Source organism: Streptomyces sp. NPDC048349 (assembly GCF_040651925.1).
Classification (GTDB): domain Bacteria; phylum Actinomycetota; class Actinomycetes; order Streptomycetales; family Streptomycetaceae; genus Streptomyces.
Map to the genome: position 1 here is coordinate 57,206 of NZ_JBEZLA010000041.1, position 13,435 is coordinate 70,640.

13 protein-coding genes and 1 pseudogene are annotated in these 13,435 nt (G+C 73.5%); 2 read left to right on the forward strand and 12 right to left on the reverse strand.

Going from position 1 to position 13,435, the window contains the following annotated elements:
* The first annotated feature begins 72 nt into the window (after positions 1-72).
* Positions 73-726 carry a class I SAM-dependent methyltransferase gene (locus AB0D44_RS22330; protein ID WP_362593731.1) on the forward strand — a complete coding sequence of 218 codons (654 nt, stop codon included), beginning with the start codon at positions 73-75 and terminating at the stop codon, positions 724-726.
* 19 nt (positions 727-745) lie between these two features.
* Here the strand turns inward: AB0D44_RS22330 and era are convergent, their stop codons facing one another.
* The 4 genes and pseudogenes from era to AB0D44_RS22350 all read right to left on the reverse strand — a co-directional run bounded on the left by era (position 746) and on the right by AB0D44_RS22350 (position 5,175).
* Positions 746-1,696, reverse strand: coding sequence for a GTPase Era (gene era / locus AB0D44_RS22335; protein ID WP_362593770.1), 951 nt, complete (start codon positions 1,694-1,696; stop codon positions 746-748).
* A gap of 498 nt (positions 1,697-2,194) precedes the next feature.
* A pseudogene (locus AB0D44_RS22340) lies at positions 2,195-2,611 on the reverse strand (DUF916 domain-containing protein); the annotation flags it as partial.
* On the reverse strand, positions 2,608-4,041 hold the full coding sequence (locus AB0D44_RS22345) for a beta-xylosidase (RefSeq protein ID WP_362593734.1): 1,434 nt from the start codon (positions 4,039-4,041) through the stop codon (positions 2,608-2,610). The gene AB0D44_RS22345 and the pseudogene AB0D44_RS22340, both read right to left, overlap by 4 nt.
* A gap of 63 nt (positions 4,042-4,104) precedes the next feature.
* The gene (locus tag AB0D44_RS22350; RefSeq protein ID WP_362593736.1) at positions 4,105-5,175 is read right to left on the reverse strand and encodes a helix-turn-helix domain-containing protein; all 1,071 of its coding nucleotides are present in this window, start codon (positions 5,173-5,175) and stop codon (positions 4,105-4,107) included.
* 71 nt (positions 5,176-5,246) lie between these two features.
* On the opposite strand from AB0D44_RS22350, the gene AB0D44_RS22355 reads away from it, so the two are divergent.
* Positions 5,247-6,560: an MFS transporter gene (locus AB0D44_RS22355; RefSeq protein WP_362593739.1), complete on the forward strand. Its 1,314-nt coding sequence runs from the start codon at positions 5,247-5,249 to the stop codon at positions 6,558-6,560.
* A gap of 11 nt (positions 6,561-6,571) precedes the next feature.
* On the opposite strand, the gene AB0D44_RS22360 is transcribed toward AB0D44_RS22355, so the two are convergent.
* From AB0D44_RS22360 to AB0D44_RS22395, 8 genes are all read right to left on the reverse strand, one after another.
* Positions 6,572-6,925, reverse strand: a complete 354-nt coding sequence (locus AB0D44_RS22360) for a cytidine deaminase (protein ID WP_362593742.1) — start codon at positions 6,923-6,925, stop codon at positions 6,572-6,574.
* 103 nt (positions 6,926-7,028) lie between these two features.
* Positions 7,029-7,391, reverse strand: coding sequence for an MmcQ/YjbR family DNA-binding protein (locus AB0D44_RS22365; RefSeq protein ID WP_362593745.1), 363 nt, complete (start codon positions 7,389-7,391; stop codon positions 7,029-7,031).
* Positions 7,388-8,692: a hemolysin family protein gene (locus tag AB0D44_RS22370; protein WP_362593748.1), complete on the reverse strand. Its 1,305-nt coding sequence runs from the start codon at positions 8,690-8,692 to the stop codon at positions 7,388-7,390. The genes AB0D44_RS22365 and AB0D44_RS22370 overlap by 4 nt, the downstream gene beginning before the upstream one ends.
* Complete coding sequence (ybeY, locus tag AB0D44_RS22375; RefSeq protein WP_362593749.1) at positions 8,689-9,186, reverse strand: rRNA maturation RNase YbeY; 498 nt, start codon at positions 9,184-9,186, stop codon at positions 8,689-8,691. The genes AB0D44_RS22370 and ybeY overlap by 4 nt, the downstream gene beginning before the upstream one ends.
* Before the next feature lie 13 nt (positions 9,187-9,199).
* A complete protein-coding gene (locus AB0D44_RS22380; protein WP_362593751.1) occupies positions 9,200-10,243 on the reverse strand; it encodes a PhoH family protein in 1,044 nt (347 codons plus the stop codon).
* A gap of 164 nt (positions 10,244-10,407) precedes the next feature.
* Positions 10,408-11,505, reverse strand: coding sequence for a PfkB family carbohydrate kinase (locus AB0D44_RS22385; protein WP_362593754.1), 1,098 nt, complete (start codon positions 11,503-11,505; stop codon positions 10,408-10,410).
* A gap of 540 nt (positions 11,506-12,045) precedes the next feature.
* On the reverse strand, positions 12,046-12,957 hold the full coding sequence (locus AB0D44_RS22390; RefSeq protein WP_362593757.1) for a ribonuclease Z: 912 nt from the start codon (positions 12,955-12,957) through the stop codon (positions 12,046-12,048).
* 2 nt (positions 12,958-12,959) lie between these two features.
* Positions 12,960-13,319 carry a histidine triad nucleotide-binding protein gene (locus AB0D44_RS22395; protein WP_362593760.1) on the reverse strand — a complete coding sequence of 120 codons (360 nt, stop codon included), beginning with the start codon at positions 13,317-13,319 and terminating at the stop codon, positions 12,960-12,962.
* Positions 13,320-13,435: the final 116 nt, after the last annotated feature.

The following is a 13,435-nucleotide window of genomic DNA, read 5'->3' on the forward strand; positions in this document are numbered from 1 at the left end:
GCCATTTGCCCATGCGGGTGGTACCGGCGCAGCATCGGCCGTATCGGCAGACCCGCACAGGAAGAGGCCCCCATGTCCGACCACCAGCACCGCCACCAGCAGGAACCCGCCGCGGGCGAGGAGTTCTGGGACGCCCGCTACAGCGAGAGCGACCGCATCTGGAGCGGCAAGCCCAACGAGGTCCTGGTCCGCGAAGTCGCGGACCTCACCCCCGGCCGCGCCCTCGACCTGGGCTGCGGGGAGGGAGCCGATGCGGTGTGGCTGGCCCGGCAGGGCTGGCACGTCACCGGGACGGACATCTCCGGGGTGGCCCTGGAACGGGCGGCCCGGCACGCCGAGGAGGCGAAGCTCGCCGACCGCGTCGAGTGGCAGCGGCACGACCTCGCGGAGTCCTTCCCCGCCGGGGAGTTCGACCTGGTCTCCGCGTGCTTCCTGCATTCCTACGGGGACTTCCCCCGCGAGCGGATCCTGCGCACGGCCGCCGCAGCCGTGGCACCCGGCGGGGTCCTGCTGATCGCCGGGCACGCGGGCGGGCCCTCGTGGGACCCGGACAAGCACGCGGAGATCGACTTTCCGACCCCGGAGCAGGTCCTGGCCCAGCTGGAACTGCCCGACGGGGGCTGGGAGGTCCTGCTCGCCGAGGAGCACACGCAGGCCCTGACCGGCCCCGACGGCCGGCCGGGCACCCGCCCGGACAACGCGCTGAAGGTCCGCCGGCTGCGCTAGGAGCGGGCCCCGGCCCGGATCAGAAGCCCAGCTTGCGCAGCTGCTTGGGATCCCGCTGCCAGTCCTTGGCGACCTTCACGTGGAGGTCGAGGAAGACCGGGGTCCCGAGCAGCGCCTCGATGTGCTTGCGCGACTTCATCCCGACCTCCTTCAGGCGGGCGCCCTTGGGGCCGATGATGATGCCCTTCTGGCTCGGCCGCTCGATGTAGACGTTGGCGTGGATGTCGAGCAGCGGCCGGTCCGCGGGGCGGTTCTCGCGCGGGATCATCTCCTCGACGACCACGGCGATGGAGTGCGGGAGCTCGTCCCGGACACCCTCCAGGGCGGCCTCGCGGATCAGCTCGGCGACCATGACCATCTCGGGCTCGTCGGTGAGGTCGCCCTCCGGGTACAGCGGCGGGCTCTGCGGCAGCAGCGGCGCGATCAGGTCGGCCAGCAGCTGGACCTGGCTGTCGCCGAGGGCCGACACGGGGACGATCTCGGCCCACTCGAAACCGAGCTCCGCACCGAGCTGGTGGACGGCGAGGAGCTGCTCGGCGAGCTGCTTGGACTCCACGAGGTCGGTCTTGGTGATGATGGCGATCTTGGGGGTCTTCTTGATCCCCGCGAGCTCCTTGGCGATGAACTTGTCGCCGGGGCCGAGCTTCTGGTCGGCGGGCAGGCAGAAGCCGATGACGTCGACTTCGGCCCAGGTGGTGCGCACGACGTCGTTGAGGCGCTCGCCGAGCAGCGTGCGCGGCTTGTGCAGGCCCGGCGTGTCGACGAGGACGAGCTGGGCGTCGGGGCGGTGCACGATGCCGCGGACGGTGTGGCGGGTGGTCTGCGGCCGGTTGGAGGTGATCGCGACCTTGGTGCCCACGAGTGCGTTGGTGAGGGTCGACTTCCCCGCGTTGGGGCGGCCGACGAAGCAGGCGAAGCCCGCGCGGTGCGGGCTGGTGGACTCGGGGGAACGATCGCTCATACGGGCCATTCTCCCCGATGCGACTCCCAGCGCCGACCAGGCCATGGCGACGAGGGCGCCCGCGGCCGCGAGGAGGGCGGCGAGGAAGGGGTGCGCGGCGTAGGGGGCGCGGCCCTGAGCTGTGGTTCCGCCGTCCGTGGCGCGTACCGTCACCTCGGCCTGTTCCACGGCGGGAGGGTCCTCCCAGCGGGCGTGGAGCCGGACTTCCTGACCGGGCAGCAGCTCGGGGGGCAGTCCGGTGAGGGCGCGGCCGGGCAGGGGCCGGCCGAGGGCTCCGGAGGCGGTGAGGGCGGCGCGGGGGCGCAGGGTGACGTTGCCGGTGTTGTGGAGCGTGTACGCGACCTCCGCGCCGGAGCCCCGCCGGTGCACGAAGACGTCCCGGACGGCGAGGGCGGGGGCGGTGGGACCGGTCACCCGCAGGTACACGCGGGCGGCGACGGCCTGCTGCACGCCGATCCCCTGGGCCGTGGCACCGGGCCTGTCCTCCAGCGCCACGACCGCTCCGGGGTGGTCGCCCGGTTCCGCCCGGTCGGGGACGGTCACCGTGAAGGCGACGCCGACCGACCCGCGGGCCGGTACGGTGACGCGCTCCCGCTCGAGCCTCGTCCACGCGGCGGTGGCCAGCCGCGGCTCCTCGGGGCCGCGGAGGGCGAAGCCGCCGTCCCGGGGGGTGTTGTACGCGTCGGCGGCGTAGAGCCGGAACGTGCGGGGGCGGTCGGTCCGGTTGGTGACGGTCACGGAGTCGGTGACGGACTGGCCGGGCGCAGCGGCGAGGTAGAAGTAGGGCCGCTGCCCGACGGTGTTGGCGGCGGGCAGCACGGACCACTGGCCGTTGTCGGCGGCCTCGGCAGCCCCGGCGGGGCCGAGGAGCACGGCGGCGAGCAGGGCCGTGACGGCCCCGCGCAGCGGCCCTCGCACCGTCATGACAGCGTCAGTGTCAGGACCGCCGCGTACGCACCCGGCGGGGTGTACCGCGGGACCTGCAGGGTGACCGCGGCGTCGATGGTGAAGGTGCCGCCGGCCAGCGGCGCGTCGGCGGTGGAGGCCAGCACCGCGCCCTGGGGGCCGACCGGCCCCGCACTGCCCGGCGTACAGGTGCTCGCGCTCCCCGCCGCGGCGGTGCACGTGGGGGTCCAGGACAGGGAGGCGCCGGGGATGCGGACCCCGCCGGGTCCGGTGAAGTCGGTGACCTTGCCGATCAGGGACCAGCCGGCCGGCCCGCCGCGGGCGTCCGTGACGGTGACGGTCCCGATCCGGCCGGGTGCGGCGCCGCCGTCCCCGTACGGGACGGCGCCCAAGGTGATGTCCTCGCCGGACTGGGTCATGCCGAGGGCGCCCGGGTCGACGGTCGCGGTGAGCTTCTGCGTGCCGGACGGCAGCGGGGACGGGGGCGGGGCCGCAGACGGGGGCGGGGCCGCAGGCGAGGGTGGTGCCGCCGACGAGGGCGGTGCCGGAGACGGGGGCGGTGCCGGAGACGGGGGCGGAGAGGCGTCGATGACCGTGTACGCGGCCGGACCCGAGCCCTGCGCTGCCGACCAGGCCGCGCCCTCGTAGGCCACGACCGCGGTGGTGGCCCGGTCGGTGACGGGCAGTTCCGCCCGGACCACGCCGAGCACGTCCGCGGCGGCGGTCACCGCGTCGCCGGTCTGCGCGGCGCCGGCCCGCCCCGCAATCGTGACGGCCGCGCCGGGGGTGAACCCGGCGGCGGTGGCCTTGACCGTGTCGCCGGGCTTCCCGTGGGCCGCGCCGAGGGAGACGCTGCGGAGGTTGGCCGTGGGCAGCGGGGTCGCGGTGAGCCGCTCGGAGACGGGGGCCGCCGTAGCCGGCGTGCACACGGTGTCGAGGGCCGGCGGGACTCCGGTGTGCAGGGTGTAGGCGCCGGGGGCCAGGGTGGTCTCGCCGGGCGCGGTGACGGTGAAGCTGCCCGTCATGGTGACGGCGGGCAGGGGCGCTCCGGCCGGGACGGGGTCGTTGCGCCGGGCGCCGACGACGGTGACCTCGCCGCTCTGGGCGCCGGAGAGGAGGATCCGCCCCGTCGGAATCAGCGCGTCGGCGGGCAGGTCGCCGCCGGCCGGGTTGACGGCGGGTGTGGCGGCCACCTGATAGGTCACGGTGATGGTGTCCCCGACCTGCGGCGCCGGGTCGTCGACGGTGAGCCGGGCGGTGGTCGGCCCGTCGGCGGGCGGGAGTCCGGCTTCCTGGGGCGGCAGGCAGTGGGTCGGGAACTCCACCTGTCCCGGCGGGGTTTCGCCCTGCGCGGCGGCGGGTGGGCTCAGCGCGCCCCCGGCCGCGGCCGCGAGGACGGCCAGGCCCGCGGCCGCCGACCATCTCCTGCTGCGCGCCCCTGTTCGCACTGCCCGCCCCCTGGGTTCCGTCGCCCCGACAGGGGGCCATTCACGAGCGGGCGGCGGGAGAAGTCAATGCGCGGGCCGGGCATCAACTGATGGCCCATCAGAATGTGGCAGGGACGTCGGGCCGGGCACGGCGCCCGCCTCCCGGAAGGTGCGCCGGTAGGCCGTCGGGCTCACCCCCAGCGCCGCCTGCACGTGCTTGCGCAGCGACTGCGCCGTCCCGAAGCCCGCCTCCCGCGCGACCTGTTCCATCGGCAGCTCCGTCCGCTCCAGCAGCCGCCGGGCCCGCTCCACCCGCTGGCCGAGGATCCACTGGCCCGGGCTGACCCCCGACTCCTCCCGGAACCGGCGGGTGAAGGTCCGCACGGACACGGCCTCCTGCCGCGCCAGGTCGCTCAGGCGCAGCGGTTCGTGCAGCCGGTCCAGCACCCAGGCGCGGGCCGCCGCGGTGCTGGCGAGCTGCGGCTGCGGCACCGGGCGCTCGATGAACTGCGCCTGTCCGCCGTCCCGGTGGGGCGGTACGACGGTCCGCCGCGCCACCTCGTTCGCGACGGCGGCGCCGTGGTCGCGGCGCACGATGTGCAGGCACAGGTCGATCCCGGCGGCGACGCCGGCGGAGGTGAGCACGTCCCCGTCGTCGGTGTAGAGCACGTCCGGGTCGACCCGGACGGCCGGGAACATCCGCTGGAAGTGGTCGGCGGAGGCCCAGTGGGTGGTGGCCCGGCGGCCGTCGAGGTATCCCGCGGCGGCGAGCACGTAGCCGCCGGTGCAGATGGAGACGAGCCGCGTGCCGGGCCGGATGTGCGCGAGCGCCCCGGCGAGCTCCGCGGTCAGCCGGCCGTGCTCGTGGACCGGCCCGAGTTCGTAGGAAGCCGGGACGACCACCGTGTCGGCGGTGGCCAGCAGGTCCGGACCGTGCTCGACGTGGATGGCGAAGTCGGCGTCGGTCGGCACCGGCCCGGGGGCGAGCCCGCAGGTCAGGATCTCGTACAGGGGCCGCCCGGCCGGATCCTTGGCGCGCCCGAAGATCCGGTGCGGGATGCCGAGCTCGAAGGGCAGCAGCCCGGCGAGGGCGAGCACGACGACCCGGTGGGTGACGTGGCCGACGGCGGGGTCGGACTGGGCTTGCGGCTCCATGGCCCGATCGTATCGAAGCATGACAGTCAGGCCACTGTCGTACGGTACGCCGTCGGCCGGAAGCTGTCGGCGTGACCCAGACAGCTCCCGCCTCCACGACCGCCCCGCGCACTCCCCGGCAGCCCGGGCGCGTCCACCGCGCCTGGTTCGTCGCGGCCGTCGCCTTCGTGACGATCATCGGCGCCGCCGCCTTCGCCTCCCTGCCCGGACTGCTCATCGAGCCGCTGCACGAGGAGTTCGACTGGTCGCGCGGCACGATCGGCTTCGCCGTGTCCGTCAACCTGGCGCTGTACGGGCTCACCGCGCCGTTCGCAGCCGCCCTGATGGACCGCTTCGGCATCCGCCGGGTCGTGGCGCTGGCGCTGCTGGTCATCGCCGGCGGCTCGGTCGCAACGGTCTGGATGACCGCCGCCTGGCAGCTGGTGCTGTTCTGGGGCGTCCTGGTGGGCCTGGGCAGCGGCTCGATGGCCCTGGCCTTCGCGGCGACGGTGACCAACCGCTGGTTCACCGCCCGGCGCGGCCTGGTCACCGGGATCCTCACGGCGGCCGGGGCCTCCGGTCAGCTGATCTTCCTGCCGCTGCTGTCCTGGCTGGTGGAGCACCACGGCTGGCGCCCGGCGGCGGTGACGGTCTCCCTGACCGCGCTGGCCGTGGTCCCCTTCGTGTGGCTGCTGCTGCGCGACCACCCCGCGGACGTGGACCTGGCCCCGTACGGGGGGTCGTACGCGCCGAAGCCCGCCCCGGTGCCGGGCGCCGCCCGGCGGGCGGTCGGCGTCCTGTTCAAGGCGGCCCGCACCGGCCCGTTCTGGCTGCTGGCGGGCACCTTCGCGATCTGCGGGGCCTCCACGAACGGCCTGGTGAAGACCCACTTCGTCCCGGCGGCCCACGACCACGGGATGCCGGTGACGGCGGCGGCCGGACTGCTGGCGGTGATCGGCGTCTTCGACGTGGTCGGCACCGTGGCGTCGGGCTGGTTCACCGACCGCTTCGAGGCGCGGCGGCTGCTGGCGGTCTACTACGCCCTGCGCGGGGTCTCGCTGCTCTTCCTGCCGATGCTGCTGGCCCCGTCCGTGCACCCGCCGATGGTCTTCTTCATCGTCTTCTACGGCCTGGACTGGGTCGCGACCGTCCCGCCGACCATCGCCCTGTGCCGCGAGCACTACGGGGAGGACGGCGCGATCGTCTTCGGCTGGGTGCTGGCCTCGCACCAGGTGGGTGCGGCGGCCGTCGCCTTCCTGGGCGGGCTGGCCCGGGACGTCTTCGGTTCGTACGACGTCGTCTGGTACGCCTCGGGCGCGCTCTGCGCGATGGCGGCCCTGATGTCGATGGTGATCCGGCGCCGACCGGCTCCGGCCGCGACGACGGTCGTCCCGGCCGGAGCATAGGGTCCGGGACGTCAGCCCGCGGGGGTGGTGGACTTCAGGGTGCCGTCCGGGCCCGCCAGCAGCACCGGGGTGTCCGGGCCGCCCAGGTCGCGCACGGCCGCGCGGTCGGCGTCGGCCGGGGCGTCGGCGGAGCTGACGACGGCGGCGGCCTCGAGGGACCGGGCCCCGCTCGCCACGGCCATCGCCACGGCCGTCTGCAGCGCGCTGAGCTTGAGGGAGTCGAGCTCCACCGTGCCGGCGACGTAGGTGCGGCCCGTCTCGTCGCGCACCGCCGCCCCCTCCGGCACTCCGTTGCGGGCCCGGGCGCTGCGCGCCAGCGTGATGATCTTGCTGTCCTCGGGGTCGATCCCGGTGGTGTCGGTCATGGCCGAAGCATAGGGAGCGTCCGGGCGGAGGCCTACGACGGCCCCGCCCCCTCGCTCCCGCCTCCGCTCCCCCGGCCGCCCACAGCGCCGGGGCCCGGGTGCGTCACGGCCGGTCGAGCCGCAGCCGCTCCGCCTTCGGCAGACCCGCCACCACCAGGTCGTACGAGTCCTCCACGAGCTCGCGGACCAGCGCGTCCGGCAGGGCGTCCGGCCCGCCCGCGGTCACCGTGTTCCAGTGCCGCTTGTTCATGTGGTAGCCCGGCACGATCGCCTCGTGCTCCGCACGCAGCCGCACCGCCAGCTCCGGCTCGCACTTGAGGTTGACCTTGAGCGGCTCCGCATCCAGCGCCGAGAGCGCGAACACCTTGCCGAGCACCTTGAACACCGAGGTCTCCGGGGTGAAGGGGAACTCCTCCACCGCCGCGTTGAAGCCCAGGCAGAACTCCCGCAGCTGCTCCGGGGTCATTCCCCCTCCTCCCCCGCGGCGTCCGCCGCGGCCACCGGTTCCGCCAGCACCGTCACGATCTTGTTCCGCCGCCCGGCCGGGGACTCGGCCGTCAGCCGCAGCGGACGGCCGTCCGGCAGCTCCACCACCGCCGAGGCGCCCGCGATGGGCACCCGGCCCAGGGCCTTCGCCAGCAGGCCGCCGACCGTCTCCACGTCCTCGTCGTCGAAGGCCTCGACCTTGAACAGCTCGCCGAGGTCGGTGATGTCGAGGCGCGCCGTGACCCGGTAGCGGTCCTCGCCCAGGTCCTCGACCGGCGGGAGCTCCCGGTCGTACTCGTCGGTGATCTCCCCGACGATCTCCTCGAGGATGTCCTCGATCGTGACGATCCCCGCCGTGCCGCCGTACTCGTCGATGACGACGGCCACGTGGTTGCGCACCTGCTGCATCTCGCGCAGCAGATCGCCCGCGTTCTTGGTGTCCGGCACGAAGACCGCCGACCGCATGGCCGTGGAGACCAAGTCGGACTCCGCCTCCCGGCTGACGTGGGTCTTGCGGACCAGGTCCTTCAGGTAGACGATCCCGACGATGTCGTCCTCGTTCTCCCCGGTCACCGGAATGCGCGAGAAACCGGACCGCAGGGCGAGCGTGGTCGCCTGACGGATCGTCTTGTACCGCTCGATGCAGACCAGGTCGGTGCGCGGCACCATCACCTCGCGCACCAGGGTGTCGCCGAGCTCGAAGACCTGGTGCACCATGCGGCGCTCGTCGTCCTCGATCAGCGATTCCTTCTCCGCGAGGTCCACCATCGCGCGCAGCTCGGCCTCGGAGGCGAACGGGCCCTTGCGGAAACCCTTCCCGGGCGTGAGCGCGTTGCCGATGAGGATCAGCAGCTGCGGGATCGGCCCCATCACCCGCGCGAGCGGCACGAGGACGTACGCGGCCGCCGTGGCGGTGTTCAGCGGGTGCTGGCGGCCGATCGTGCGGGGGGACACGCCCACGGCGACGAAGGACACCAGCACCATGACCGCGATGGCCACGAGCAGCGCGGTCCAGGTGTCGCCGAACTCGTCGAGGCAGACGTAGGTGACGAGGACGCCGGCCGCCATCTCGCAGGTGACCCGGACCAGCAGGGCCACGTTGAGGTAGCGGGTGGGGTCGCCGGCCACCTGCACGAGCTTCTCGCTGCCGCGCCGGCCCTCCCGTACGGCCTGTTCGGCGCGGAAGCTGGAGATGCGGGCGATCCCGGACTCGGCGCACGCCGCGAACCAGGCCACGACCACCAGCAGCACGGCGCCGGTGATCAGTTGCGGGGCGTTCACGAGACGGTCGGTGCCGGGGACGGGCCGGTCATGCCGCGCTCGGCACGCCAGCCGTCGACGATGGCCGCCTGGAGGCCGAACATCTCGGCCTTCTCGTCCGGCTCCTCATGGTCGTACCCGAGCAGGTGCAGCACCCCGTGGACGGTCAGGAGCTGGAGCTCCTCGTCCATGGAGTGCTGCGTCGGGGCGTCCTCGCCCTGCTTCTTGGCGACCTCGGGGCAGAGCACGATGTCACCGAGGAGCCCCTGCGGGGGCTCCTCGTCGTCCTTCGCCGGCGGACGCAGCTCGTCCATCGGGAACGACATGACGTCGGTGGGTCCGGGCAGGTCCATCCACTGGATGTGGAGCTGCTCCATCGCGTCCTCGTCGATGACGATGACGGAGAGCTCCGAGAGCGGGTGGATCCGCATCCGGGTGAGCGCGTAGCGGGCGATGTCGAGGATCGCCTGCTCGTCGACCTCGGTTCCGGACTCGTTGTTGACGTCGATCGACATGGTGCGCTGGGGTCTACTTCCGCTGGGGGCCGTTCGCAGCCTGCTGGCTGTCGTCGTACTTCTCGTACGCGTCGACGATACGGCCGACCAGCTTGTGGCGGACGACATCCTCGGACGTGAGCCGCGAGAAGTGGATGTCCGGGACCCCTTCGAGGATCGACTGGACCTGGCGCAGACCGCTCTTGGTGCCGCCCGGCAGGTCGACCTGCGTGATGTCACCGGTGATGACGATCTTCGAATCGAACCCGAGCCGGGTCAGGAACATCTTCATCTGCTCCGGGCTGGTGTTCTGCGCCTCGTCCAGGACGACGAACGCCTCGTTCAGCGTGCGCCCGCGCATGTACGCCAGCGGGGCCACCTCGATGGTTCCGGCGGCCATGAGCCGCGGGATCGAGTCCGGGTCCAGCATGTCGTGCAGCGCGTCGTAGAGCGGCCGCAGGTACGGGTCGATCTTGTCGAAGAGCGTGCCCGGCAGGAAGCCGAGCCGCTCCCCCGCCTCGACGGCGGGCCGGGTCAGGATGATCCGGCTGACCTGCTTGGACTGCAGCGCCTGGACCGCCTTCGCCATGGCCAGGTAGGTCTTGCCGGTACCCGCGGGGCCGATGCCGAACACGATCGTGTTCTTGTCGATCGCGTCGACGTACCGCTTCTGGTTGAGGGTCTTGGGCCGGATGGTGCGGCCCCGGCTGGAGAGGATGTTCTGGGTGAGCACCTCGGCGGGAGTCTCCTCCGGGCCGCCCTCCTGGCCGTTGCCGCTCGCCTTGAGCATGGCGATCGAGCGTTCCACTGCGTCCTCCGTCATCGGCTGCCCGGTGCGGAGCACCAGCATCATCTCGTCGAACAGGCGCTGGATCAGCGCGACTTCCGCCGCCGCCCCGATCGCGCTGACCTGGTTGCCCCGAACATGGATGTCGGCCTTCGGGAAGGCCTTCTCGATCACGCGCAACAGGGCGTCACCGGAACCGAGCACCGTCACCATCGGGTGCGTCGCCGGAACGGTGAAGTGGGCTCGCGCCTGGCCCGGCGCTGGAATGTGGGCTGTCGGTGTCTGAGTCATGGGCCGGCACTGTGGCCTGCGCATACCTCCCGCTGAGGGGCCGCGCCGATCGACGACCTCCGGAATACCAAGCGTACGTCGCCTCCGGGGCATCCCCGAGAGGTTTTCCAGCAGCACCCGAGCGCAGCGGGCCCGCCGCCGGGGCACGCGGTGCCGGATGCGGGCTACGCGGAGTGACGGAAGCCGATCGTCGGGACCGCCCTGCGCCGGGCCGCCGGGGTGGGGCCGTGCGGGATCAGGTCGTCCAGGAACGCGTACCGGCCGCGCAGCTCGGCCGGGGCGGTCCGCCACCAGTGGGCCACTTCCGGCCAGCCGGGGGCGGAGAGGGAGCCCCCGAACTCCTGGACCGACAGGGCCGCCGTCAGCCCCGCGAAGGCGAGGCGGTCCGCGAGCGGCCAGCCCGCCAGGGTGCCCGTGAGGAAGCCCGCCACGTAGACGTCGCCCGCCCCGGTCGGGTCCAGCTCGTCCACCGCGATTCCCGGCACCTGCGCCGTCTCGCCCGTCCGCCCGTCCACGGCGTACGAGCCCTCCGGGCCCATCGTCACCACCGCGATCGGCACCCGCTCGGCCAGCGCCCGGGCCGCCGCGCGCGGACACTCGGTCCGCGTGTACCGCATGGCCTCGCCCGCGTTCGGCAGGAAGGCCTCGCAGTGGTCCAGGTCGGCCAGGGCCCCCAGGTCCCACCGCCCGGTCTCGTCCCAGCCCACGTCCGCGAAGACCCGCGCGCCGCGCCGCGCCGCCTCCCCGATCCACGGCTCGCCCCGGCCGGGCCCCAGGGCGGCCACGGCCGCGCGGGCGCGCGGCGGGCACTGCGGGAAGGCCCCGGGACCCGACGGCGGAGGGGCCTCGTGGCCGTGCGAGATCATCGTGCGCTCGCCCTCGTAGGCCATCGAGACGGTGACGGGGCTGTGCCAGCCGGGGATGGTCCGCGACATGGAGAGGTCGATGCCCTCGCCCTGCTCGAGGGCGTCCCAGCAGTACTCGCCGTAGTGGTCGTCGCCGAAGGCCGCGGCGAGCGAGGTGCGCAGGCCGAGGCGGGCCAGGGCGGTGGCCATGTTGGCCACGCCGCCGGGGCTGGAGCCCATGCCGCGCGCCCAGGACTCCGTACCGCGCACCGGGGCCGAGTCGAGGCCGGTGAAGATGATGTCGAGGAAGACCGTGCCGGTCAGGAAGACGTCGCAGGCCGGTTCCTGGGGGTTGCGCAGCGGACCGAGCGGGTCCACCGCTGCCGCGCGGCTGTCGATGTCGTCCCGACTGGTCACGGTGTACTCCCCGTTGGCTTGAAGGGTCGTTTCTCCCAGAGGGTTCACGGTGGGAGGGTTCTCGGTGGGAGGGTGATCGGTGGAAAGCTGCCAGCCCTGCCCGGCCCGCAGGGAGCCAAACCCAGTGTGTCGCAGATCACTACAGGAATGCTCTTCTGCTGCTATCGGCCCACTTGATGCACAGGGGCCTCCGCTCACTCTGCGTCGGCGCCACGCATCACCGCACGTCCGCCCCTGGCTGCTGTGGTCCTTCGCTCAGAACGCCCTGTGGGGGGACAGCGGCCGGATCGGCGCCCAGCAGGCGGGCCTGTCGGAGGTCACCCTCGGCGTCGTCTTCGCCGCGGCGCGGCGTTCGAGCGCGGGGTCCGGGAGCGGCTCCCCGGGGACTCGTCTTCGCCGCGGCGCGGCGTTCGAGCGCGGGGTCCGGGGGCGGCTCCCCGGGGGACTCGTCTTCGCCGCGGCCCGGCGTCGAGCGCGGGCTCCGGGGGCGGCTCCCCGGGGAGCGGCGCCGCCGGGGCGGCCCGGGCCGCCCCGGGTCCGTCAGCGGCGTTTCGGGAGCGGCACGCGGACCAGGTCCGCGGCCACCGTCAGCTCGCCCTCGAACCCGGCCGCCCGGGCCTGCCGTTCGAACTCCGACGGATCGGTGTAGCGCTGCGAGAAGTGGGTCAGCACCAGGTGCCGTACGCCCGCGTCCCGCGCCACCCGCGCCGCCTGCCCGGCCGTCAGGTGCCCGTGCTCGGTGGCCAGCGCCGCGTCCGCGTCGAGGAAGGTCGACTCGATCACCAGCATGTCGCAGCCCGCGGCCAGCTCGTCGACGCCCTCGCAGAGCCGGGTGTCCATGACGAACGCGAACCGCTGCCCGGGCTTCGGCTCGCTGACCTGCTCCAGCGTGACCGCGCCCAGCCGGCCCTCGCGCTGGATCCGGCCCACGTCGGGCCCCTTGATCCCGTGCCGCGCCAGGAGCTCGGGCATCATGCGGCGCCCGTCCGGCTCGGTGAGCCGGTAGCCGAAGGACTCCACCGGGTGCGAGAGCCGCCGGGCCTCCAGGACGTAGGAGGCCCCGCGCGCCAGCTCGCGCATGCCGTCCCCGGCCACCGGCTCCTCGGTCAGCAGCACCGTCTCGCGGTAGGCCGTGGCGTACCGCAGCCGGTCGAAGAACTGCTGCCCCGAGGCCGGGTAGTGCGCGGTGACGGGGTGCGGGACCCGGTCGAGGTTGATGCGCTGGATCACCCCGGCCAGGCCGAGGCTGTGGTCCCCGTGGAAGTGGGTGACGCAGATCCGGTTGATGTCGTGCGCGGCCACCCCGCCCCGCAGCATCTGGCGCTGGGTGCCCTCCCCCGGGTCGAAGAGGATGCCCTCGCCGTCCCAGCGCAGCAGGTAGCCGTTGTGGTTGCGGTGGCGGGTGGGCACCTGGCTGGCGGTGCCCAACACCACGAACTCGCGTACGGACACGGTTATCCGGGGGGCCACTGGAGGCCGCGGCCACCGAGGACGTGTGCGTGGGTGTGGAAGACCGTCTGGCCGGCGCCGGCGCCGGTGTTGAAGACGATCCGGTAGCCGTGGTCGTCGACCTTCTCGTCCTGGGCGATCTGCCCGGCCTCGACCAGGAGGTCGGCGGCGATGGCGGGCTCGGCCGCGGCCAGTGAGGCCGCGTCGGGGTAGTGCACCTTCGGGATGACGAGAACGTGGGACGGCGCCTGCGGGTTGATGTCCCGGAAGGCAACGGTCGTTTCGGTCTCCCGGACCAACGTCGCCGGGACGTTCCCCGCGACGATCTTGCAGAACAGGCAGTCGGCCTGCGGTTCCCCGGCCATCGCTTCGCCTCCGTGTCGTTGATCGCTCCGGGCATCGTATCCCCGGAGCGCGACGGGAGTTCGGCGGCCGTCTCTTTCGGATCGTGCCGGTCAGGCACTAACGGTAAGACACGGCC

Bases quoted from the DNA above. Each gene is read 5' to 3' on its own strand.
- AB0D44_RS22365 (WP_362593745.1), bottom strand. From the start codon at position 7,391: ATGACCCCGGAGCAGCTGCGGGAGTTCTGCCTGGGCTTCAACGCGGCG.
- AB0D44_RS22360 (WP_362593742.1), bottom strand. From the start codon at position 6,925: ATGACCGACACCACCGGGATCGACCCCGAGGACAGCAAGATCATCACG.
- ybeY (WP_362593749.1), bottom strand. From the start codon at position 9,186: ATGTCGATCGACGTCAACAACGAGTCCGGAACCGAGGTCGACGAGCAG.
- AB0D44_RS22350 (WP_362593736.1), bottom strand. From the start codon at position 5,175: ATGGAGCCGCAAGCCCAGTCCGACCCCGCCGTCGGCCACGTCACCCAC.
- AB0D44_RS22395 (WP_362593760.1), bottom strand. From the start codon at position 13,319: ATGGCCGGGGAACCGCAGGCCGACTGCCTGTTCTGCAAGATCGTCGCG.
- era (WP_362593770.1), bottom strand. From the start codon at position 1,696: ATGGCCCGTATGAGCGATCGTTCCCCCGAGTCCACCAGCCCGCACCGC.
- AB0D44_RS22380 (WP_362593751.1), bottom strand. From the start codon at position 10,243: ATGACTCAGACACCGACAGCCCACATTCCAGCGCCGGGCCAGGCGCGA.
- AB0D44_RS22330 (WP_362593731.1), top strand. From the start codon at position 73: ATGTCCGACCACCAGCACCGCCACCAGCAGGAACCCGCCGCGGGCGAG.